The sequence below is a fragment of the Pseudoalteromonas sp. c7(2019) genome (assembly GCF_011378625.1).
In the GTDB taxonomy this organism is placed as follows: domain Bacteria; phylum Pseudomonadota; class Gammaproteobacteria; order Enterobacterales; family Alteromonadaceae; genus Pseudoalteromonas; species Pseudoalteromonas arctica.
Genome location: NZ_WTKS01000028.1, coordinates 1 through 24,728, shown reverse-complemented (window position 1 = coordinate 24,728; position 24,728 = coordinate 1). Strand labels below are relative to the sequence as shown.

General features: G+C 42.0%; 17 protein-coding genes and 1 pseudogene. 15 read left to right on the top strand and 3 right to left on the bottom strand.

Annotation, left to right across the window (positions count from 1 at the left end; genetic code table 11):
* Positions 1-24: 24 nt before the first annotated feature.
* A complete protein-coding gene (locus tag GQR38_RS19580) occupies positions 25-9,000 on the top strand; it encodes an Ig-like domain-containing protein (RefSeq protein WP_346774266.1) in 8,976 nt (2,991 codons plus the stop codon).
* Positions 9,001-9,143: 143 nt separating this feature from the next.
* Here GQR38_RS19580 and GQR38_RS19575 read toward each other — a convergent pair whose 3' ends face one another.
* The 3 genes from GQR38_RS19575 to flgA form a co-directional block, all read right to left on the bottom strand.
* A complete protein-coding gene (locus GQR38_RS19575; RefSeq protein ID WP_024589967.1) occupies positions 9,144-9,575 on the bottom strand; it encodes a flagellar protein FlgN in 432 nt (143 codons plus the stop codon).
* The gene (flgM, locus tag GQR38_RS19570) at positions 9,568-9,888 is read right to left on the bottom strand and encodes a flagellar biosynthesis anti-sigma factor FlgM (protein WP_007581856.1); all 321 of its coding nucleotides are present in this window, start codon (positions 9,886-9,888) and stop codon (positions 9,568-9,570) included. The genes GQR38_RS19575 and flgM overlap by 8 nt, the downstream gene beginning before the upstream one ends.
* Before the next feature lie 76 nt (positions 9,889-9,964).
* Positions 9,965-10,672 (bottom strand): flagellar basal body P-ring formation chaperone FlgA, encoded by a 708-nt coding sequence (gene flgA / locus GQR38_RS19565; protein ID WP_024608600.1) that lies wholly within the window; start codon positions 10,670-10,672, stop codon positions 9,965-9,967.
* Positions 10,673-10,812: 140 nt separating this feature from the next.
* On the opposite strand from flgA, the gene GQR38_RS19560 reads away from it, so the two are divergent.
* The 14 genes and pseudogenes from GQR38_RS19560 to GQR38_RS19495 form a co-directional block, all read left to right on the top strand.
* A complete protein-coding gene (locus GQR38_RS19560; RefSeq protein WP_007581858.1) occupies positions 10,813-11,745 on the top strand; it encodes a chemotaxis protein CheV in 933 nt (310 codons plus the stop codon).
* Between the two features lie 20 nt (positions 11,746-11,765).
* Positions 11,766-12,596 (top strand): protein-glutamate O-methyltransferase CheR, encoded by an 831-nt coding sequence (locus tag GQR38_RS19555; RefSeq protein ID WP_165723032.1) that lies wholly within the window; start codon positions 11,766-11,768, stop codon positions 12,594-12,596.
* 145 nt (positions 12,597-12,741) lie between these two features.
* Complete coding sequence (gene flgB / locus GQR38_RS19550) at positions 12,742-13,149, top strand: flagellar basal body rod protein FlgB (protein WP_010553246.1); 408 nt, start codon at positions 12,742-12,744, stop codon at positions 13,147-13,149.
* 5 nt (positions 13,150-13,154) lie between these two features.
* On the top strand, positions 13,155-13,586 hold the full coding sequence (flgC, locus tag GQR38_RS19545) for a flagellar basal body rod protein FlgC (protein WP_010553247.1): 432 nt from the start codon (positions 13,155-13,157) through the stop codon (positions 13,584-13,586).
* A gap of 13 nt (positions 13,587-13,599) precedes the next feature.
* Positions 13,600-14,280, top strand: coding sequence for a flagellar hook assembly protein FlgD (locus GQR38_RS19540; protein WP_024595787.1), 681 nt, complete (start codon positions 13,600-13,602; stop codon positions 14,278-14,280).
* A 58-nt stretch (positions 14,281-14,338) separates the two neighbouring features.
* Positions 14,339-15,709, top strand: a complete 1,371-nt coding sequence (gene flgE, locus GQR38_RS19535; protein ID WP_007581862.1) for a flagellar hook protein FlgE — start codon at positions 14,339-14,341, stop codon at positions 15,707-15,709.
* 157 nt (positions 15,710-15,866) lie between these two features.
* On the top strand, positions 15,867-16,610 hold the full coding sequence (locus GQR38_RS19530) for a flagellar basal body rod protein FlgF (RefSeq protein ID WP_024589964.1): 744 nt from the start codon (positions 15,867-15,869) through the stop codon (positions 16,608-16,610).
* 21 nt (positions 16,611-16,631) lie between these two features.
* On the top strand, positions 16,632-17,420 hold the full coding sequence (gene flgG, locus GQR38_RS19525; protein ID WP_002959420.1) for a flagellar basal-body rod protein FlgG: 789 nt from the start codon (positions 16,632-16,634) through the stop codon (positions 17,418-17,420).
* Between the two features lie 16 nt (positions 17,421-17,436).
* Complete coding sequence (gene flgH / locus GQR38_RS19520; RefSeq protein WP_002959418.1) at positions 17,437-18,120, top strand: flagellar basal body L-ring protein FlgH; 684 nt, start codon at positions 17,437-17,439, stop codon at positions 18,118-18,120.
* Positions 18,121-18,131: 11 nt separating this feature from the next.
* Positions 18,132-19,226: a flagellar basal body P-ring protein FlgI gene (locus tag GQR38_RS19515; RefSeq protein ID WP_024592771.1), complete on the top strand. Its 1,095-nt coding sequence runs from the start codon at positions 18,132-18,134 to the stop codon at positions 19,224-19,226.
* A gap of 165 nt (positions 19,227-19,391) precedes the next feature.
* The gene (gene flgJ / locus GQR38_RS19510) at positions 19,392-20,408 is read left to right on the top strand and encodes a flagellar assembly peptidoglycan hydrolase FlgJ (RefSeq protein ID WP_165723031.1); all 1,017 of its coding nucleotides are present in this window, start codon (positions 19,392-19,394) and stop codon (positions 20,406-20,408) included.
* A 1-nt stretch (position 20,409) separates the two neighbouring features.
* On the top strand, positions 20,410-22,413 hold the full coding sequence (flgK, locus tag GQR38_RS19505; protein WP_165723030.1) for a flagellar hook-associated protein FlgK: 2,004 nt from the start codon (positions 20,410-20,412) through the stop codon (positions 22,411-22,413).
* A 2-nt stretch (positions 22,414-22,415) separates the two neighbouring features.
* Positions 22,416-23,669 carry a flagellar hook-associated protein FlgL gene (gene flgL / locus GQR38_RS19500; RefSeq protein WP_165723029.1) on the top strand — a complete coding sequence of 418 codons (1,254 nt, stop codon included), beginning with the start codon at positions 22,416-22,418 and terminating at the stop codon, positions 23,667-23,669.
* Positions 23,670-23,919: 250 nt separating this feature from the next.
* Positions 23,920-24,728: pseudogene (locus GQR38_RS19495) on the top strand (flagellin); the annotation flags it as partial.

Below are 24,728 nucleotides of genomic sequence, written 5' to 3'. Positions count from 1 at the left end.
AATATTGCCGTAAATGATGTAACCGTGACTGATGACACAACACCTACGATCACCGGCACAGCGAATGCGCCACAAGGTAGCACCGTAAGCGTTGAAATCACCGACAGTAATAATATTACTCATACCGTAACGACCACATTAGGGGTTAATGGCACATGGAGCGTAGCAGCCACGCAAGTACTGGCTGAAGGCACCTTTACAGTGAGCGCCAGTGTGAGCGATGCCGCAGGCAACGAAGCCACTGCCACAGGCACTGGTGAAATAGATACCATTGCACCGACCCTTGTACTTACCAGTCCAGGCTCAAGTAGCGACATCACCCCGACACTCAGCGGCACAAGCGATGCGGTTGAAGGCACGGTTATTAACTTCACCGTAGTGGACGATCAAGGCAATACACAAACGTTCACCACCACTGTGGATGCTGATGGCAACTTCTCAGTTGAAGTACCGACTGCACTGGCTGAAGGACCATACAGCATCGAAGCAAGTATTAGCGATGCGGCAGGCAACAGCACCGATATTGCGAGCGATGGCACCATTGATACCACAGCACCAAGTGTGAGTGTAGATGCGCCATTATTAACAAATGACAGCACGCCTACAGTGACAGGGACTAGTGATGCACCTAATAGCACCATCACGGTTACGTTTACCGATGCAACAAATGCCACTCAAAGCATTGATGTACAAACCGATGCAAGTGGTAACTGGAGTGCAACGCCAAGCGGCGATTTAGCGGAAGGTAATTACAGCGTCAGCGCCAGCATCACCGATGCTGCAGGTAACACAGGCACAGGTACAGACAGTGGCGAAGTCGATATAACACCGCCAGACTTAGCATTTACACCTACCTTCTTATTAGGCTCATTGGTGTTATTAAACGGCACCTCTGATTTACCGGCTGGCCGTGAAATTACTATTACTGAGCAACTTGTTGGCGGCGGTGTGGGCGTAAGTTACACCACAACCACTGACGCCAATGGTAACTGGTCACTGACTGGTATTGATATCTCATTACTGAACTTAGGCTCAGTGATCGCAACAGCGACCGATGCCGCAGGTAACACGCGTACAATTAGCTCAGACGACTTTGATAACACACCACCAACGCTTACTGTTGAGGTTGACGCACAAAGCGACAGCAACACGCCAATCATAAGCGGCACAAGCGATGCGGGTGAAGGCGCGCAAGTCACTATTGTAGTGACCGATAGCGCAGGCAACCCACAAACCATCACTGCGCTTGTGGATGCGGATGGCAATTGGAGTGCCACTCCAACCACACCGCTAAGCGAAGGTGAAAGCACCATTGAAGTGAGTGTACGCGACAGTGTCGGCAACGAAACCACCGCGAGTGATACCACCACCATCGACACGCAAGCGCCAACGCTCACCATTCAAAACGTAGGCGATGTTAGCGATTTAACACCTGAGCTGCAGGGCACCAGTAACGAAATTGGCGGCACTGTTACACTCATCGTGACCGACAGCGACGGCGTAGTGCAAACCATTACCACCACCGTTGAAAGTGATGGCCACTGGGACATTGAAATCCCAAGTGCGCTTGCGCAAGGTGACTTTACTGTAAGCGCCAGCATTACGGATGCTGCAGGCAACGACACCACCGCGAGCAGCAGTGGTAACGTAGACACCATTACACCGGTTGTCACCGTTGATGCACTGGGCCTTGGCAACGACAGCACCCCAGTTGTTAGTGGTACCTCAACAGAGCCTGAAGGCACGGTTATCAACATTGTTATTACTGACAGCAACGGTGATGAACACCCAATTACAGCCACAGTCGATGCAAACGGCGATTGGCAAGCAACTAGCCCTGAATTACCGGATGGAAGCTACACCGTGCAAGCCAGTATCACCGATGATGCAGGCAATACTGGCGGTGCAGTTCAATCAGGCAACCTAGATACCTTAGCGCCGACACTGACGTTAGACACAGTAGGTGCCACTAATAACAGCACCCCAACAATCAGCGGAAGCAGCAATGCGCCAGCGGGCACAGTGATAAACATCAGTGTAAGCGATGGCACCACAACCGAAACGTTCACCGCGACAGTACAAGCCGACGGCAGTTGGTCAGCAGATGTGCCGACAGCATTAGCTGATGGAGAGCTTACTATTGAAGCCAGCGTGAGCGATAACGCCGGAAACACCACCACATTAAGTGAAACCGCGACACTCAACACCACCGCGCCGAGCATTAGCATTAATGCCTTGGTTGATACCAACGACACCACACCAACCATTAATGGTACAAGCGATGCGGCAGATAACACCACTATCAGCTTAACGTTTGAAGACAGTGCAGGGAATATTACGACTGTTGATACGACCGTAACGGGTGGTGTATGGAGCGTCGATGCACCAAGCGTACTAGCCGAAGGCGAATATACGGTCACCGCAGAGGTAGACGATGGCCTAGGTAATATCGGCAGCGCCACCGAAACAGGTCTGATAGACCTTACTGGCCCGAGCCTTGTTATTACCGACAATGGTGTAGGCAACGACACCACGCCAACGATTGCAGGCAGTAGTGATGCACCGCAAGGCAGTACGGTAACAGTTATAGTGACAGATAGCAGTGGCACACCACAAACAATGAGCGCCACCGTACTTGCTAATGGCACGTGGTCAATCCCTGTACCGGTAGCACTAGCAGAAGGTGCATACACCATTAGTGCAAGTGTTGAAGATGCCGCAGGCAACGACACCACCGCCACAGGCACTGGTGAAGTAGATACCACTGCACCGACACTTGTGCTTACCAGCCCAGGTTCAAGTAATGACATCACTCCGACACTTAGCGGCACAAGTGATGCCGTTGAAGGCACGGTTATTAACTTCACGGTTGTGGACGATCAAGGCAATACACAAACCTTTACGACCACTGTGGATGCTGATGGCAACTTCTCGGTGGAAGTACCGACTGCATTGGCTGAAGGACCATACAGCATCGAAGCAAGTATTAGCGATGTGGCAGGCAACAGCACCGATATTACAGGCAACGGCACCATTGACACGACCGCGCCAAGCATTACCGTGGATGCGCCAGTATTAACAAACGACAGCACGCCCACTGTTACGGGCACCAGTGATGCGCCTAACAGCACCATCACGGTTACGTTTACCGATGCAACAAATGCCACTCAAAGCATTGATGTACAAACCGATGCAAGTGGTAACTGGAGTGCGACACCAACAGGCACATTAACTGAAGGGAACTACAGCGTCAGCGCCAGCATCACTGATGCTGCAGGCAACACAGGCACCGGCACGGACACTGGCGAAGTAGATGTAACTGCTCCGGATCTTGAAATTATTCCATCGTTTTTATTAGGTAATTTAGTTTCTCTTTCGGGGGATTCTGATCTACCAGGGGGTTCTGTAATCACTATTACAGAGTACCTAGTTGGGGGATTAGTTGGTGCAACTTATACAGCAACGACAAATCCTGATGGTACGTGGGGGCTTGCAAACATAACAGTACCTTTACTAAATCTTGCCTATGTAACTGCCAGTGCAACGGATGCCGCTGGTAATGTTAGAACAATCAATACACTTGATTTTGATAACGTAGCGCCAGACCTAACAGTTAGTGTCGATGCTTTATCTAATGACAGTACGCCAGTAATTAGCGGCACCACCGATATGGGGCAAGGCACTGTAATTAATATAACCGTGACTGATAGTGAAGGAGAAAGCCAAGCGTTTACTGCGACAGTTCAAGCCGGTGGCGACTGGTCTGTTGCTGTACCTGCAGAGCTAGCGCAAGGTCAATATACCGTTGTTGCAGAGGTTAGAGACAGTGTTGGTAACTTAACAACGCAGCAGGCTCAAGGTGAAATAGACAGTGTTGATCCTACATTAATTGTGAACGAAGTTAACGCGACAATAGATACAACACCTACAATTTCAGGCACAAGTAATGAGATAGGTGCAGATGTAAGCATTATTATTGGTGGTCAAACACTAACAGCAACTGTGGGTACTGATGGCAATTGGCAAGTAGATGTCCCCGTAGCACTTGTTGATGGTGATTATACGGCGCAAGTAAGCATTACCGATGACGCTAATAATATCAGCAGCACGACTATTGATTTAACAATTGATACTCAAGTACCTGTTATTGTACTTAATGACACAACTGTATTTAACACTAATACACCAATTATAAGTGGTACTTCAACTGAACCACAGAATACGGTGGTCGATATAGTCATTACAGATAGCAACGGTGATATACATACTTTAACCGCAATAGTTGATGCTAGCGGCGATTGGCAAGTTACGGCGCCAAGCTTGCCAGATGGCAATTATGATGTTGAGGTAAGTATTACCGATGATGCTGGCAATCAAGGTGTGGATACAGGCTCGAGCTTTATTGATACTCAAGCACCAAGTATTACTATAAATGCATTAGGTACAATTAATAACAGCACGCCAACTATTTCAGGCACATCTAATGAACCTGAAAACACGAGTATTACAGTAACTGTGACCGATGGAGATAGTACCGAGACTTACACAACTGTTGTTGGTGCAGGAGGTGCTTGGACTGTAGATATTACAGATGTACTAACTGATGGTGAAGTTACAGTTTCTGCAAGTGTTACTGATGCCGCAGGGAATGAATCAGTTGCAAATAGTACCGCAACTTTAAATACCAATGCGCCTACAATTAATATTAATACAATTGTTGATACGAACGATCAAACACCAGCAATATCAGGCACAAGTAGTGCAATAGATAACTCGGTGATCACAGTCGTTATAACTGACGTTAATAACGTTTCACATACTGTAACTACGACGGTAGTAGGCGGTATTTGGAGTGTTGATGCGACAGATATTCTACCTGAAGGTGAATTTACTGTTTCGGCAAGTGTAACTGAAGGAAGCTTAACGAGTAATACAACAGGTAGCGGTGTTATCGATTTAACCGCGCCAACGCTTAGTATTACGCCGCTTGTAACTTTAAATGATACAACGCCTACAATTTCAGGCACAACAACCGCACCGCAAGGCGCATTAGTTATTATTTTAATTACTGATAGCTTAGGTGCAGAGCAAACGGTTAATGCTACGGTTGGTGCAAATGGCACATGGTCAGTCGCTGCAAGTACAGAGTTGAGCGAGGGCATTTACACAGTTTTAGCTTCAACAACAGATACTGCCGGTAATCCTGTAAACACAAGTATTACAGGGGAAGTTGACATAACAGCGCCAGTTGTAACTATTAATAATATTGCTGGAAGTACCGATCTAACTCCAAGTATTTCAGGAAGTGTGACAGGTGCCAATGTGGGTGATGCTGTTGCAGTGGTATTCACTGATGCACAAGGTAATGAGCATACTGTAAATACAACAGTTCAAACTGGTGGTGTATGGTCTGTAGAGGCAAGTAGTTCTCTTTCACAAGGAGATTATTCAGTTGAAGTATTTGTTACTGACAGCGCGGGTAATACCGGGGACGCAACAAATACAGCAACCATTGATACAATTGCTCCTGAAATTAGTATTAATCAAAGTTCATTAATACTAACTCAAGATAGCACTCCATTGATTACAGGTACGTCTAACGAGGAAAATACAAACGTTATTGTTACCTTTACTGATTCTGCTGGAGTTTCTCATCAAATGACCGTTCAAACCGATGGCAATGGAGACTGGCAAGCGGCTGCTAATAATATTTTAGCTGACGGTGTTTACAGTGTTAGTGCAACTATTAGCGATGCTGCGGGCAATACTTCGGTCGACAATAAAACCGGTGGTGAGGTTGATACCGTGGGACCAGAGCTAACAATTGTGCCTTCGTTCCTATTAGGTCAGTTGGTTTCTTTATCTGGTACATCTGATTTGGGCGAAGGTAAAACCGTTACGGTTACTCTAGAGCTTGCAGGTGATTTACTCGATTTAACATACGATGTAACCACAGATGCAAATGGTGATTGGGAGCTATTAGGCCTAGCCGTTAATGTTATTGGCTTATCAGTTATTGAAGCCTCTGCAACCGATGATGCGGGTAACACCACCACTATTACGACTGCTGATGTAGATGCTTCAACCCCAGTACTAAATGCAGTAGTTGACTTTGCTACTGGTGAGGGCGATTTACCAATAATTAGTGGTACGACCGACCAAGCACCAGGCACTGAAGTGCTAGTTAAAGTGGTAGATAGCGGAAATGTAGTACAAGAGCTTACGGCTATAGTGCAAGCCGATAATACGTGGGCTGTACAGGTTCCTCAATCATTAGCTGAAGGTACATTTAGCGTAACAGTTGACGTGTTAAGTGAGGTCGGTATTACTACCACGCAACTACTTACCGCAGTGGTGGATACAATATCGCCAACACTTGGCTTACAGGTTATTGGCACAACATCAGACTCCACGCCAATAATCCAAGGTACCAGTGATTTAATTAATGGTGTTGTTGAAATACAACTAGATGGCGGCACTGTACTAACTACTACAGTTGATGCTTTGGGAATATTTACACTTGAAGTTGATGCATTATCTGAAGGGCAGCACGTTGCTAATGTGAGTATTACTGATGATGCAGGTAATGTAGTTACCGATACGCTTGAATTCGTCGTTGATACGCTAGTACCAGTGGTTAGAATTTTACCACTGAGCATTAGCAATACAGATATATTAGAGCTTTCAGGTACATCACCAGAAGCGGAAGGCACAAATATTGATGTAACTGTTATTGGTAGTAATGGTGAAAAAACGGTATTTAATACCTTAATTGGTAGCGATGGCAAGTGGTCTTTAGTAACTACTAGCTTATCAGATGGTGTATATACTGTTTCTGCAAGTATAACTGACGCGGCAGGTAATACAGGGCAGTCGGCCATTGAGCAAGTAACCATAGATACTATAGCGCCAGCGCTAGGAATTGATGCGTTTGGTGTACTTAATACGCTAACACCTACTATTGAAGGGACAAGCGATGAAGAGGTAGGAAGTTTAATTACCGTAAATATTACTGACTCTACAGATACATTATATGTAGTTACCACTTCGGTATTAGGAGACGGAACATGGCTTATTGTTACTCCTTTACTTGCTGAAGGTGACTTAACAATTGAGGCAATAAGTACAGATGATGCTGGGAATATAGCAACAGTTACGCAAACGGGCACTATTAGTACAACCTTACCAGGTTTGTTAATTAATCAAATTGTAGATACAAGCGATACAACGCCAACAATTACAGGTACCACAGATATATTAGCAGGTGACGTACAGGTAGTTATTACCGATAGTAGCGGTACAGCAACGACATATAACACCCAAGCTATTGCAGGTGTATGGACTCTAATACCTACAACACCATTAGCTGAAGGTGCCTTTACTGTAAGTGCTACAGTTGAAAACTTAGGGCTTACAAGTTCTACAAGCCTAGGTGGCATTATTGATTTAACACCACCAACAGTTGAAGTTAATCAGTTACCTGTTACTAATAACCCGTTACCAACAATTACAGGTACAAGTGATGCACCAGCAGGTACAAATGTGAGTGTTGTTATTACAGATGCTAATAATGATTCACAAACTATTACCGCTCAAGTTTCAGGCAATGGCACATGGTCAGTAACAGCTACCACCGCGCTTAGTGAAGGTAGCTTTAATGCAACAGCATCAATAAGCGATACAGCGGGTAACTCTGCTAGCGATACTATGGTGTCAAGCACCGATTATACTGCACCAACTGTAGTGATAGACCCAATTACAGTAGGGCAAGATACAACGCCTACCATTACGGGTTCTGTAACTGGAAGCTTTGCAGGTGCGGCTGTAATAGTTATGTTTACTGATTCAGCTGGTGCCACTCACAATGTTGACACAACCGTTGGCACTGATGGAACTTGGAGCGTGATATCGGCAGAAGTACTTAGTGAAGGTAACTACACTGTAGATGTTGGCATTGCTGATGGTGCAGGTAATACTGGTACGCAATCATCAAGTAGCGCAATTGACTCAGGTATTACAATTGACTCGGGGTTAGAGCTAACCGCAGATCAAACACCGCTTGTTACGGGGACTGCCGCTCCAGGTGAGTCTGTAACTGTTACCTTTAATGGTCCAACTGAAAGTATTGTATTAATAGAAACTGTTAATGCATCGGGTGTATGGAGTGCTACAGCTAATACTGACTTAGCTGATGGGGAGTACACAGTAACAGCCGTAGCAACTGATACATCAGGTAATACAACTTCAAGCGGTAGTATATCTGGATTGGTTATTGATACCACGCCAATAGGTTTTGAGGTTACTGATTTTAGTTCAGGAATATTAGGTATTGTACTCCCATCAGTTGAAGGGACAACAGAGCCAGATACTGAAGTATACATTATTGGCTCTTCGTTATTAGGCATTGACTTACTCGGTCTAGATTTAGATGTATTAGAACTTTCAAGCAGCTTTACTTCAGATAGCAATGGAGATTGGGGAGGGTTTTTAAACTTAGCCAACCTAAACATTGGTGGAGGGGAGCAATATTATTTTGTTACTGTTGATGAAGTCGGAAACTACTTGATTAAAAATACGGGTAACGAGGTAGAGCAGTCCGGCAATATTTACACCTCTGAATCAGGTTCAGGTGCTGGCGACATTATGCCAGCGTCATTTAGCGAAGAGTCAGCATTGGGTGATACGCAAGGTGATGAAGTGTTAAACACCGAAACCATTAATTTAGCAAATGTAGGAACAATAGCAAGCACGCCAGAACAGGTGGTAGGAGTTAGTGAAGCAGAACCACTAAGCATAAACGATGTAATAATTGACTCTGAAACAGAGCAGTTAGTTGCTTTAAATAATCTACTTGATGAAGAAGGCTCTGCAATTGCTTATACTCCAGCTCAAAGTGGGGGAAGCATTGATGCAGCAGCACCTGCGGTTGATGTACAAAATCAATCGGAAGAGATGATTAAACACTTAATTGAAAGTAGTAATAATCAAACGGATATTTAATCTCAATAAAGCCCTCTTAATTATTAAGGGGGCTTACATTATTAAGAAAATTGATATTATTTATAACGAAATTTAAGAATAAAGGACATTAAAAAAACCTTATTGATAAATCAATAAGGTTTTTTTAATGTCCAATTTTGGGCTTACGCTTTTAAATTACGAACCAGTTTACTCTCGGTATTTACAGACTTACCGGCTTGGTCGTAGGTCATTGACGTTGGTGCGCCAATTAATATCTCTTTTAATTGTTTAACGCTTAGTTGCGCTTGGCGAGCAGCATGAGCATTAACATTATTTTGTTTTTGGCATTGCGCAAGTTGAGTTTTAACTTGGCTTATTAGCTCAGATATTTCAGGGTTTTGTGTATCGTTACTGGCAATTAGCTTACTCAGCTCTTTATCAAGAGTGCTTAACTTAGTTAAAAAAGACATTTTTTGTTGGGTAATTTCTTTTAAACCAGCACCACGTCGTGAGGCAATAGCAGTAAGCTCGTCGTTTAATAGCGTATGCAAAGAATCTAAACAACTTACTTGTTGGTTTAGTTTTACGCTAATTAAACTATTATGATCAGCCATACACGTTAAACTCAAAATCAGCTAAATTTTTAGCAAGCTTTTCACTGTCCACTTGATATTTACCTTCGGTAATTGCTTTTTTAAGCTCAGCAACTTTATCGCTATCAAAGCCAGACGATTGCTGTGCTTTATCTTGAAGCGTTTTTAATTGCTGCGCTTGCGGCGTCAAGCTTACAGAGTCACTTGCTGCTTTAGGCGAAGGAGTCTGCGTCGCTTGTGTATTTGCGTTATCTTTTTTTAAATCAACTTGTTGTTGCTTTGCATTTGTTAACGCATTAGCTTGTTGATTACTGCCATTAACTTGATTAACCATAATAATAAACCCGTATATTACCCAACTTATGCCATGTTATCGGCATATACGTAGGATACTTTAGTATAAATCTAAATTAAATATTCACCTGAACAGACTCTACACCATCTACTCGCGCATTTAAAACTTTACCTGATTTTTTGTTTTTTATTTGTATCTGTTCGCCCAAAGTACCGTCTTCTAAAGCAATACCTGTGGTTTTAATTCTAAGGCCTCTAAGGTTAGCGTAAATATTAACAGAGTCACCTTTACACACCATACAAATTTGGTTTAGTAATACTGGCATACCACTTCTAATATTTCGTTTACTTCTGCTGCCTATTAGCATTGTAGGGTCATCTAAGTACTGAATTCGTACAAAGTGAGTTGGTTTCATTTCAATACTTAAATGCGATTTAGTTATTACTTCACCACGAGTTAAATTAGCAGTGGCAACAACAACTGGAGCCATTTCAACAACTCTTACATGAACGTATTGAGTCCACGTTTGCGCATCATTGCATTTGGCTTGTAAGGTTACTTGGCGGTTGAATGGTGGCTCATCGGATGTTGATAATTCAAGTTCAGTATTACAGACACGATCAGGAATGCGACTATCTAAAGGCAGTGCACTTAATTGAGTATTAGTATTTTGCAATGTACCAATCTGCTTAGCTATATAAGCAACGGCCATGTCTTGTAATAAATCTTTACTAAACACTTTAGCTTGCAAAGGGAATACAAAGCACAAGCTAGTAACAAAATAAAAAACACTGTATCTTCTGATTTTTTTTAACAAACTCATAATGTTTCGACTATGCTTATGGTTTCAAACAGGGTATAAATATTTTGCGTCAAAAAGTAGACGCACCCGCGATGTTATGTAGCTTTATAAATAGAAAGCAATTATCGTTCCGTATTATTTGTTTTCTTTAGGAGATTTGAATGGCAGGCATTTTAGACTCAGTAAACCAACGCACACAGTTGGTTGGGCAGAACCGCCTAGAATTACTTTTATTTAAGCTCAGAGGGCGTCAGCGTTTTGGTATTAATGTATTTAAAGTGAGAGAAGTGCTGCAATGCCCTCCACTAACAAGCATGCCAAAATCTAATCCGTATATTCGTGGTGTTGCACATATTCGTGGTCAAACCATTTCGGTTATTGATTTATCAATGGCTGTAGGTGGGCGCCCAATCGACAACATTAAAGACAGCTTTATAATCATTGCTGAATACAATCGCTCTGTGCAAGGGTTTTTAGTGGGCGGAGTTGAACGTATTGTAAATATGAATTGGGAAAAAATAATGCCACCGCCATCAGGCGCCGGACGTTATTCATATTTAACGGCAGTGACCGAAATCGAAAATGAATTAGTCGAAATTCTCGATGTAGAAAAAATTCTCAACGAAATTTGCCCAGTAAACACAGAAGTAAGTGCTGAAGTTGCACAAAGCGGCGATATTCAAAAAGATTTAGGCGAACGTATCGTATTTATTGCAGACGACTCTGCTGTTGCGCGTAATCAAGTTAAACGTGCCCTAGAGCCGTTAGGCGTGCAAACAGAGCTTGCCAAAAATGGTAAAGAAGCACTTATAAGATTAAAAGAAATAGCAGAGCTTGATTGTAAAAACGATATTACTGAGCGAGTAGCGTTACTTATCTCAGACGTTGAAATGCCAGAAATGGACGGCTATACCTTAACAGCTGAAATAAAAGCAGATCCCAAACTTGCACCTTTGCATGTTATTTTGCATACCTCTCTGAGTGGTGTTTTTAACCAGGCTATGATTGAAAAAGTCGGGGCAGATGACTTTATTGCTAAATTTAACCCAGACGAATTAGCAACAGCGGTTAAAAAGTGGGTTCATTGTGATTAACAAAAATAGGTGCTACTAACTTGAATAATAAAGATTTGCAGCAAAGTGAATACGACCAATTTCGTTCATTTTTAGAGCAGCAATGCGGCATTGTTTTAGGTGAAAATAAACAGTATTTAGTTAAAAGCCGACTTGCTCCGTTAATGACTCGATTTAATGTGGGATCTTTATCGGAGTTGGTTAGTAAAACTCTCGGGCCTCACGAGCGGCAATTAAGAGCCGCTGTGGTTGATGCAATGACCACCAACGAAACTTTGTGGTTTAGAGATCAATACCCATTTGAGTTGCTCCAAAACAAGCTTTTCCCAGAATTTAAAGACCTAAGAAGACCTTTAAAAATTTGGTCTGCTGCCAGTTCGTCAGGCCAAGAACCTTATTCAATAGCTATGTCAGTTGCTGAATTTAGTGCTAAGCAACCAGGTGTGCTTCGTATGGGGGCACAAATTATTGGTACCGACATATCTAATACCATGCTTGATATGTGTAAAAATGCAGAGTATGACGCGCTGGCACTCGCCAGAGGGTTATCTGCAGAGCGTCGTAAAAAGTTTTTTAAAGACAGCGGCAACGGTATGGCACAAGTAAACGATACAATAAAAAAACAAGTTAGTTTTAGGCATTTAAATCTGCTTGATTCTTACGCGTTAATGGGCAAGTTTGATATTATTTTTTGCCGAAATGTACTAATTTACTTTGCGCCTGAAATAAAAGCTAAAATTATTAACCAGTTTGCACAAGCGTTAAACCCAAAAGGGTACTTATTTTTAGGAGCGTCAGAGTCCCTAACTGGCCTAAGTACTGAATTTGATATGGTTAGATGCAACCCCGGTATCATTTACCAAAAGAAATAACTAAGTTAATCCATTTCCCTAAAACGACGCACCAAGCGTCGTTTTTCTATTTAGATACATAACCTTATAAAAATATAACACTTCCTAATATTAATGGCTTATTTTTTGCTTTATTCATGGGTAAGTCAATTTTTTGGAGAAGGTTATGGCTATCAGTTTTGATAAAGCATTAGGTGTGCATCCGCAAGCCATGTTGATACGTTCACAGCGAGCAGAATTAATTGCAACTAATATAGCTAACGCTGATACGCCTGGCTATAAAGCAAAAGATATAGACTTTGCCTCAGCTTTAAAAGCGGCAAGGTCAACCCAGCAAAGCGGCAATACTATGGTAAGAACTAATGATAAACACATTGGTGGAGGTACTCATAGTATGGGCAGCTCTGAATCATTTCGTTTGCCAAATCAATCAGATACAGGCGATGGTAACTCGGTTGATATACAAGTGGAACGAAACTTGTATACACAGAATGCTATGGAGTATCAGGCCAGCTTGCAATTTTTAAGCGGCAGATTCAAAGGTCTGAATAAAGCTCTCGGTAGTCAAGGATAAAAATTATGAGTTTATATAATGTTTTCGATATTGCAGGTTCGGGTATGAGCGCACAAAATGTTCGCTTAAATACCACCGCTAGTAATATTTCTAATGCTAATACCATTAGTTCATCTCAAGACAAAACGTACCGAGCGCGCCAACCTGTATTTGCGGCTGAGCTAACAAAAGCTTCAGCATCAGCAAGTAACCAGCAGGGCTCCGCAGTTGGTGTTAAAGTTTTGGGCATTGTTGAAAGCGATGCTCCACTACAAATTGAATATAACCCAAATCATCCAAGTGCGGATGAAAATGGCTATATCTATAAACCCAACGTTAATGTTGTAGAGGAGATGGCAAATATGATTTCTGCCTCTCGTTCTTACCAAACAAACGTGCAAGTTGCTGATGCAGCAAAGCAAATGCTAAGTAAAACACTGTTGCTAGGGCAGCGGTAACCGAGGGTAGGTTATGAGTAACGATATTAGTACATCTTCATCCTATTTAGACTCTATACGCTGGCAAGAGCAACAAGTTGCTACCAGTGATACTGAGAGTGATGCGTTAACACAAGAAGACTTTTTCTCTTTGTTAACTCAGCAATTATCGTTTCAAGATCCCAGTAACCCTGCGGATAACGATCAAATGATTGCTCAAATGACGAGCTTTACAATGGCGCAAGGGATCAGCGATTTAAATTCAAATTTTGATAGCTTAGCTTCATCTATGACATCAAATTCAGCTTTGCAAGCATCAACACTTGTTGGCAAGCAAGCTTTACTTGAGTCAAACACCTTAGATTTAAATGAAACGGGTGATGCCAGAGGCTCGGCAGTGGCAGAAGAAGCCGTTGATAACTTAAAAATCAAAGTGACAGATGCATCGGGTCAGCTAGTGAGAACTATTGATATGGGTTCTCAATCAGCAGGTGCAGTTCGCTTTGCGTGGGATGGCAAAAATGAAGCCGGTGAGCGTTTACCTGAAGGTGAATATTCAGTAACCGCTGAAGGAAGCACTGACGGCGAATTTTCAAGCTTGCCCATTGCTACATTTAAAAACATTGAAAGCGTTAATATTAATGGCTCAAGTGGCATTATTATTAACACTAAAGAAGGTGCGGTTAGGCTGACAGATGTAGCAGAAATCGCGTAATAAATTTTAGTATTTTCGCCTGCTAGCAGGCCACAGACTAACAGGTTAGAGGTGAATTATGAGCTTCAATATTGCATTAACCGGCCTTGCTGCCGCGCAAAAAGATTTAGACGTAACGGCAAATAATATTGCAAACGTTAATACCACAGGTTTTAAAGAGTCACGCGCTGAGTTTGCCGATGTTTACGCTTCATCAGTGTTTAGCTCTGGTAAGACTAAAAATGGTGACGGTGTGCAAACAACCATGGTTGCGCAGCAGTTTCACCAAGGCTCACTGCAATTTACAAATAACTCACTTGATTTAGCAATCACTGGTGAAGGTTATTTTGCGATGACCGACGATTTATCTTCGCAAGATTTAACATATACACGTGCGGGTGCATTTAAGCTTAACCAAGATAACTTTATGGTTGACGCAAAAGGTAACTTTTTACAAGCATTCCCAGTTGATTCATCTACAGGTGATACAACGTCGGTAAGTTTGAGCACAACTGATCCAATTCAAATCCCTGATTCGTCTGGTTCACCTCGCGCAACAGAAAATGTATTTTTGTCGTTTAACTTAGATGCAACGGCGGATCCATCAGGTCTAGATTTTGACCCTACGTCTAGTGGTACTTATAACTCATCTACGTCAACAACAGTATATGATTCACTAGGTGAGCCGCACATCTTACAGTACTTTTTTGCTAAAGAAGATGATGCCGCAGCAGGTGGTACAGATAACAGTTGGGAAGTATACGCAACACTTGATGGCAAAGTAGTTGATGGCACAACTGGTGGAGAACAAACAACGACACCTTATACACCACTGACTACCCTAGGTTTTAACTCAAGTGGTTTGCCATCAACAACAGGTGGTGTGGCAAATACAAATACAACTACTTTTGATGAAATATTACTACCAGCGGGTTCTGGCGCTGGTTTATCAACATTACTAGACAATGGTGCAACTTTCCCTGGTACTGGTATTGAGCTTAACTGGCGCGATGAAAATAACACGGCAGGACGTATCCCAACTCAGTATTCAAGTGGTTTTGAAGTAAAAGCACTCGATCAAGATGGCTCAACAGTTGGTCGTTTAGCCGGAATTGATATTGGCACAGACGGTAAAATTGTCGCTTCTTACAGTAATGGTGACTCAACATTCCTAGGCCAAGTGGCTATGGTACGTTTTCCAAATTCACAAGGGTTATCACAAGTGGGTGATACAAGCTGGAAGCAAAGTATTGATTCAGGTGAACCTGTAGCGGGTGAAGCTGGTTCGGGTACATTTGGTGGAATTAACTCATCAGCGCTTGAGCAATCAAATACAAACCTTACTAATGAACTAGTAGACTTAATTACTGCACAGCGTAATTACCAAGCAAACTCACGTGCGCTTGAAGTTAACTCAACTATTCAGCAAAGTATTTTGCAGATTCGATAAGCTAAACCTCATTAAATATATTAGGCTGCATTTTTGCAGCCTTTTTTATAAGTCATCTTTGTAAGCCCTTCTAAATACCTCTCAATGTTGCGTCAAATTTAATCTGGCACCTATTTTGCATTTATAAGTTCAGAGATTTTTTATGTGAGTCGATACTATGGACAAAATGGTCTACATTGCGGCCTCTGGCGCTAAGCAAAGCCTACAAGGGCTTGCTTTAAAAGCCAATAATTTGGCAAATGCAAATACAACGGGTTTTAAAGCTGACTTTGCGCAAGCACGTTCTATGCAAGCGTTTGGCGAAGGTTTGCCTACACGTGTATTTTCAATGCAAGAGCGTCCGGGTTCTAACATGGTATCGGGTGGCATTGTTCAAACCGGGCGAGACTTAGATATCGCAATGAGCGATAACGCATGGCTTGCAGTGCAAGATGCCTCCGGTAATGAAGCTTACACAAAAGTGGGTACGTTAAACATTACTGCTCAAGGCATGCTCGTAACCAGCCACGGTCGTCAAGTTATTGGCGAAGGGGGACCTGTTATTTTACCTGTCCCAGTCGAAAAAATAGGGTTTAGCCAAGATGGCGCTATTCAAGTTCGACCACAAGGCGCTCCAGCTAACTTTTTAGAAGAAATAGACACGCTTAGAGTAGTAGAAGCAAATAGCTCACAGCTCGAAAAAGGTAACGATGGTTTATTTAGACCAAAAGCAAATGTAACAGTAGATACCTCTGCCAATGTAAAAGTTTTAAGTGGTTCGCTTGAAATGTCGAATGTGAACCCTGTTCACGAAATGGTCGACATGATAAGCCACCAGCGCCAATTTGAATTACAAGTGAAATTAATGAAAACAGCTGAAGAAATTGACGAGCGTCAAGATCAGTTATTACGCATAGTTTAACTTTAAAGTGAGGACACGATTATGAATCCAGCATTGTGGATCAGTAAAACTGGGCTAGACGCTCAACAAACCGATATATCGGTTATCTCAAATAATTTAGCGAATGCGAGTACCGTAGGTTATAAAAAAAGCCGCGCTATATTTGAAGATTTACTTTATCAAAATATTAATCAACCAGGTGGTCGTTCATCGCAAGATACCGAAATGCCATCGGGCTTAATGTTAGGTGCGGGTGCTAAAGTTGTAGCTAACCAAAAAGAGTTTACGCAAGGCAACATGTTGACCACCGAAAATTCACTAGATTGGATGATTTCTGGTGAAGGTTTTTTTGAAGTACTGCAACCAGATGGCAATATTGCTTACTCGCGCAATGGTCAGTTTACTACCGATGGCGATGGACGAATTGTAACATCGGGCGCAGGTTATGTGATTCAGCCAGAAATGAATGTACCTGATGACGCGCAATCAATTACGGTTTCGCAAGACGGCGAAGTATCTGTACGTGTTGCAGGCCAAGCCGATAACGTGGTAATTGGTCAGCTTACTATTAGTGATTTTATTAATCCATCGGGCCTTGAGCCAATTGGTCAAAACCTTTATACCGAAACCGCTGTAAGTGGTGCGCCGGTACAAGGTAACCCTGGCGTTGAAGGGTTAGGTAGCATTATTCAAGGCTCACTCGAAACTTCAAACGTAAATGTAACTGAAGAGCTCGTAAACCTAATCGAAACTCAGCGTATTTACGAAATGAACTCAAAAGTAATTTCGGCCGTTGACGAAATGATGAGTTATATCAATCAACAGCTTTAATAGAGTAGGGGGAATTATGCGTAATATTATTTTATTTGCAGCGGGCACATTATTTTTAAGTGGCTGTATGTCTACGCAAAATAGTGAAGTAGTGCAGGACGACCCTTACTACGCACCTATGTACCCCGAGCCTATTTTAGAGCCGCTGGTAGCCACAGGTTCATTGTTTAATACTCATACATCAAACGACTTATATTCTGATAAAAAAGCGCTACGTACTGGCGATATAATCACGGTTAAGTTGCAAGAGTCTACTCAAGCAACAAAAGCCGCTAAAACAGAAACAGACAAAGAAACCGACGCAAGCTTAGACCCCGTTATTGGATTAGGTGGTCTACCTGTAAATATAGGTGGCGACAGTATTCAGTTTGGTATTGGTAGCGATTCGTCATTTACGGGCGATTCAAAATCAAACCAATCAAACAGCTTAGTAGGCGATATTTCGGTTAATGTAATGCGCGTTTTACCTAACGGTAATTTAGTTATACGCGGTGAAAAATGGCTAACGCTTAATACCGGTGAAGAGTTTATTCGTTTAGAAGGGTTAGTACGCCCTCAAGATGTAAGCGCCGATAATACGGTTGAATCAAATCGTATTGCTAATGCACGTATTCAATACTCAGGTAAAGGGCAAACGCAAGAGGCGCAAAGTCCTGGTTGGCTTACACGTTTCTTTAGCAGTTCGCTGTTTCCATTTTAGAGGGTAACAACATGAATAGCCTTAAAGCTTTATGTTTAGTTGTGTTATTAGGTTGGCAGTTTACTGCCAGTGCTGAGCGCATAAAAGATGTGTCTATGGTTGAGGGCGTGCGCTCTAACCAATTAGTTGGTTATGGCTTAGTGGTTGGCTTGCCGGGCACTGGCGAGCAAAACTCATACACACAACAAAGTTTTAGAGGCATGTTGAACAGCTTTGGTATTACGCTACCTTCAACTCAAAGTCCTAAAATTAAAAATGTTGCCGCTGTTGCTGTGCATGCAGAATTACCTGCATTTAGAAAGCCCGGACAAACAATAGATATTACGGTTTCTTCTATTGGTAGTGCAGGCAGTTTACGTGGCGGTACTTTACTACAAACTTTTTTAAAGGGTGTAGACGGTAACGTGTATGCAATTGCACAAGGTAGCTTAATTGTCGGTGGCTTAGGCGCACAAGGCCTTGATGGTAGTAAGGTTGTAATTAACACCCCTACAGTTGGTCGTATACCAAATGGCGCAACAGTTGAACGCACTGTAGAAAGCCCATTTATGCAAGGCGATTACATTACCTTCAACCTAAACCGTCCAGACTTTACAACGGCAAAACGCCTAGAAAAAACAATTAATGACTTAGTTGGTCCAAATAGCGCACAAGCAATTGATTCTGTTTCTATTCGTGTTATAGCCCCACGCGATGCATCCCAGCGTGTATCGTACTTATCGACACTCGAAAACTTAGAATTTAAGCCAGCTGATATGGCCGCTAAAATTATAGTTAACTCGCGCACCGGTACAATTGTTATTGGTAAAAACGTTAAGCTTCAGCCTGCGGCTATAACTCACGGTGGCTTAACAGTAACAATTGCAGAACAACAAAACGTGTCACAACCAAACCCGCTAGCAAACGGTGATACAGTTGTCACACAGCAAAGTATTATTGATGTAAACCAAGACGACTCGCGCGCCTTTGTATTTAATCCAGGTGTAAGCCTTGACGATTTAGTTCGCGCAATTAACGAAGTAGGCGCAGCGCCTGGTGACTTAATGGCTATTTTAGAAGCACTAAAAGAAGCCGGCGCAATTAACGGACAGTTAGTTGTTATATAAATAACCCAAGCCAATAAATAACGTATTACTTAAGCCCTATTTTTTGAAATTAGGGCTTTTTATTTACAGCAACTTAAGTTTATTATTTTTATCTTCCTCGTTTTATCGGTAGTGGCTCAATTTTTGCATTTTTAACTGCATTATTCATTTTGTGTCAAAAAGCCGATGGAAACTAATCACCTCGATAAACAAAACTTTTTTGATTTAGGCAACTTAGATTCACTTCGTAAAGAAGCCTTAACGAGTGGCGATGCATCAACTGATGCCTCTAAAGCTGCGCTCAAAAAAGCGGCCGCACAATTTGAAGCTATTTTTACGCAAATGTTGCTCAAAGGAATGCGCAAAGCTAACGAAGCATTTGAAGACAAAGACAGTCCATTTAATTCAAGTGGTGTAAAGTTCTTTGAAGAAATGCACGATCAGCAACTTTCAACAGAGCTTTCATCAAATGGCTCGTTAGGCCTTGCCGATTTAATTGTTCAGCAGTTATCGCCTGAGTCTAAAAACTTTATGCCAGGCTCGGTGCTTAGAACAACCAACGATATTTTTAGCGATACACAAGTCGGATCCGCGCTTCCTCATGAGCAAAAAAATAATCAACCCGATCTTATCGTTAAGAGTACTAAGGCCGATATTGCTGAGCCTAAGGTTAATACTGCAGAGTCTAAAGCCGATAGCCCAACCTTTAAAAATGCAGAAGAGTTTGTAAGTTCAGTGTGGGAACACGCTAAAACTGCAGCACAAAAAATAGGTTTAAACCCTGCGGTAATGGTTGCACAAGCGGCACTTGAAACCGGTTGGGGTAAGCACATTATTAATAAAAGTGACGGTGGTAGCTCAAATAACTTATTTAATATTAAGTCAGATAAAAGCTGGGAAGGTGACAAAGTAAGCAAAGTAACGCTTGAGTTTGAGCAAGGCACACCCGTTAAAAAACAAGCCAGCTTTAGAGCCTACGATTCAATTAAAGATAGCGTGAACGACTTCGTTGATTTTTTAACGCAAAACCCACGCTACAAAGAAGCATTACAAAATACAGCAAAACCAAATGACTTTTTAGATTCATTACAAAAAGCAGGTTATGCAACCGATCCAAATTATGCCAGCAAAATAAAAAAAGTGCTCAATAGCAGCCAGCTAAAAGACATTGCGGCAAACGTGATCCGCCAAGGAGTAGAGTAACATGTCGTTTAATTTATTAAACATTGCCAGTTCTGGGGTTAGAGCAAGCTCAGAGCTATTGCAAACGACAAGTAAAAATATCGCCAATGTTAATACCGAAGGCTATGTGCGCGAGCGTACAGAGTTTACCACTATGGTTGATAACCAAGTAGGGCGAGGCGAAACATACCGATTACTGAACGAGTTTGCTCAGTCACAGCTAAATCGTGATACCTCAAATAAATCGTTTTTCGATCAGTTTATTACTGAGGCTAATCGAGTTGATACTATTTTTTCTGAAGAGTCGAACAACCTTTCGACTGGAATTAACTCTTTATTTAATAACGTGCAAGAAGCGTTAAATCAGCCGTCATCTACCGTTGCTCGCTCATTAGTAATGACAGATGCGCAAAGCTTAATTGATCAAATGGATAGGCTTTCAGGCATCGTGCTTGATCAAAAAAGTGTAGTGAACGAGCAGCTCGAAATATTTTCAGATGAAGCAAACTCACTAATTCAAAGTATTAGCACGCTAAATCAAAATATTGCAGCAGTTAATGGTACTAATAACGCCGCAGATGCCAGCTCTACATATAACGAACGCGATAAAGCAATACGCGACTTATCAGAGCTAATAGACATAGAAACGCTTGATGGTCCAAATGGCGAAAAACTCGTTTTTATGGGCACAGGCGAAGCGGTGGTTATGCAAAATGGCGCATTTAACTTATTTTCGATGACAGGCGACCCCGATCCTAATTTTAAAGAATTCACGCTTGACGTTAATGGTGGCAAAGCAGTGCCGCTTGAAGTTGATGTAAGTAAGCTTAAAGGAAAAATTGGCGGCTTACTTGCTTTTAGAGATGACATATTAGTCCCTGCGCAAAACCAAATTGGTCAAATGGGCTTAGCGATAGCTGATGCATTTAACGAACAAAACAAATTGGGTATGGATACAACAGGTCAGCTAGGTGGTAATATTTTTAATATTCCTACCGTTGGCGCTTATGCGTATCAAGCTAACACAGGTACTGCCGGTATGACTGCAACGGTAGAGCCAGGTAAGGGCAGTGAACTCCCTGCCAGTGACTTTATTATTACCTATACAGGCAATGCTAATGAAGTAAGTATTCAGCCTATAGATAACAAAGGCGATCCGCTGGGGCAGCCTTCACTTGCTGATATATCGACAGGTGTTATTGATTCATCGACTATTACCTCAGGCGAATCATTTGGTCTTCAAGTAAATGTATCTGGGGCAGGTGTTGAGGGTGATCAGTTTCAAATAAAGCTTAATTCAGATGCCGCTTCAAGTATTACACTTGCAACAGGGCGCGCAGAAGATTTAGCACTAGCATCGCCAATCCGTACTGCTAACGATTTAAATAATATAGGTACCGCTACTATTTCAGCGGGAGAAGTAACAAGTGTTACCTCCGGTGGATTTACTTCAACACCAAGCTTAACAAACGGTGAAATAACGCTTGTTAAAACAGGTAATGCTAATGAATATCAAATTACAGATAATAGCGGAACGAGTACTTTTACTATTACGCCTCCTGCAAAAGGAATGTTATCGCAAGCGGGTGCCCCATTCGATACTTACGGATTCGATTTTGATATAGAAGGTACACCAGCAACAGGCGACACCTTTACACTTGAGTTTAACGAAGGCGGCTTTGATGATAACCGTAATGGTTTAAAATTAGCTGATTTACAAAATGGTGAGTTAGTCCGTTTAAATGTAGAAACAACAGCAACGGCCGACAACCATAAAACGTTCAACCAAGCTTACTCAGGGTTAGTGAGTGATATAGGTGTTATAACTGGCCAAGCAATCACAAGCGGTAGTGCGTTTAATGCATTAGCAGAGCAGTCTGAGGCATGGTACGAGTCGCTATCGGGTGTGAACCTTGATGAAGAGGCCGCAAATTTACTGCGTTTTCAACAATCATACTCAGCATCAGCACAAGTTTTAGCAGCAGCTCAAGAAATTTTTGACACCTTATTAAATGCGGCGAGGTAATTATGCGTTTATCAAATAATTTAATGTACCAAAACAACATAAATAAAATACTCGACAACCAACAAGGTGTTGCAAATGCTCAAGAGCGAGTAACAACAGGTGAAAAGTATTTAACCACCTCAGAAGCGCCAGCTGCTATTTCGCAAGCTATGTTGTATTCAAATAAAATACAAACTAATGAGCAATACACTAAAAATATCGATCAGCTTACCGGCAGGCTAGAAACTGAAGAAAGCGTATTACAAAGCATAAATAGTAATATTCAACAAGCGCAAGAGCTCACTATTCAGGCTGGTAATGGTGTTTATACTAAAGACGATTTAAAGACGTTTGCATCAGAACTTAGTGGCATTCAACAAACGCTAGCTAACTTAATGAACACCCGATCAGAAGACGGAAAATTCATATTTTCAGGATACCAAGACAGCACGCAGCCTTATCAGTTTGATTCTGCAGCGGGTGAGTACACCTATAATGGCGACCAAGGGCAACACCAAATAACTATAGCTGAAGGCGTATCAATTAAAGCGAGTGATAATGGCTTTGACACGTTTGAAAAAACTAACGCGCGATTAAATGTAGAATCTAACACGGCAAGTGTTTCAGGCTCTATTACTGCGGCAAGTGTATATGTTGACGGCCAAGCTGAGTTTGATAAGTTTCATCAAGCAAATTACAACGCAGACCCAACAGCTTCAGCAACAGCAAATACATATAGTGTATTAGTAAGCCCTGGTGCTACAGCAACAGACCCACAAACCTACGAAATATACCGAGATGGCGCAGCACTAATCCCCGCAATAACAGGTGAAGTTAGCGATGATACAATTGAATACGCAGGTATGACGATTGAATTAGAAGGCACAGCACCTGGTCAACTCGATTTCAGCCTTGAAAAACCAGGCAAAGAAAACGTACTTAATACATTGCAAGCACTTATTACTGGCCTTAACGATGGCACACTTGAAGGTGATGACTTTCAGCAAGTGCTTGCTGATGGCCTAGTGCAATTACAGAACTCGAGTGAGCAAGTGGTATTTACCCAATCAAGTTTAGGCGGACGTATGAACGTGCTTGAAAGAGTAAGCGATTCAAACTTAGCACTCGATATTCAAAATAAAAGTAATCGCTCTAACTTAGTTGAAGTTGATATGGCAGAAGCTATTAGCGAACTAACCAAACAAGAAACGGCACTGCAAGCATCGCAAGCCACTTTTGGCCGTTTAACTAACCTCTCGTTATTCGATTACTTATAAGCAGATTATAAGCAGAAATACTTTGCCGCTTTACCCACTTTAAAGCGGCAAAAAATTGTCACTCCTTTCTAAACAACTTCACTCTTTATTTACAATTCAATAAATTATATATTTTCATTTAAAAACAACAGCTTAAAAATAAATTAAAGTTGGCACAGTAAATGCTTTTCTTATTATAAGAAATTATCGAACAGTGGTTCCTGTTAAATCGTGTTGAACCACACTCTGTTTAAACCTAGGAGATGGTAAAATGGCATTAACAGTAAATACTAATGTGTCGTCACTGAACGCACAACGCAACTTAACAAAATCTGGCGAAGGCTTAGCTACTTCAATGGAGCGCTTATCATCGGGTATGCGTATCAATAGTGCAAAAGATGATGCCGCGGGCCTACAAATTTCAAACAGATTGACGTCACAAATTAATGGCCTAGCCGTTGCTCAGCGAAATGCTAATGATGGTATTTCAATGGCGCAAACAGCTGAAGGCGCGATGAGTGAATCGACTAATATTCTTCAGCGCATGCGTGAACTAGCATTGCAGTCTGCTAATGGCTCTAATTCAGATGAAGACAGAGAGTCACTCCAGAAAGAAGTCTCTGCATTGCAAACAGAGTTAACCCGTATAGCTGAAACAACCTCGTTTGGTGGTCAGCAATTATTAAATGGTGACTTTGGTACTAAAGCTTTCCAAGTTGGTGCCAATGCTAATGAAACAATTAATGTATCGTTAGGAAATATTGCTGCAGATAATATAGGTGAAAATGCAATTAAAGGTGGTGGCACTGTATTCAATAATACGGTAGCCGCAGGTACGGCTTTTAGCGACTCTACAGCAGGCTCTAATGCAGTTGTTTTATCTGGTCCAAAAGGTAATACAACTGAAGATTTAAGTCTCATAAATGCACAGGAAACAGCAGACGCAATCAATGCAGCGGCAACTGGTATAAAAGCTCAAACATCAGTGACAGCAACAATTACAGCGCTGTCATCAGCTGATACGGGCACACTGACTGTTGGTGAGAAAACTTTTGATTTATCATCATATAACGGAAGCGC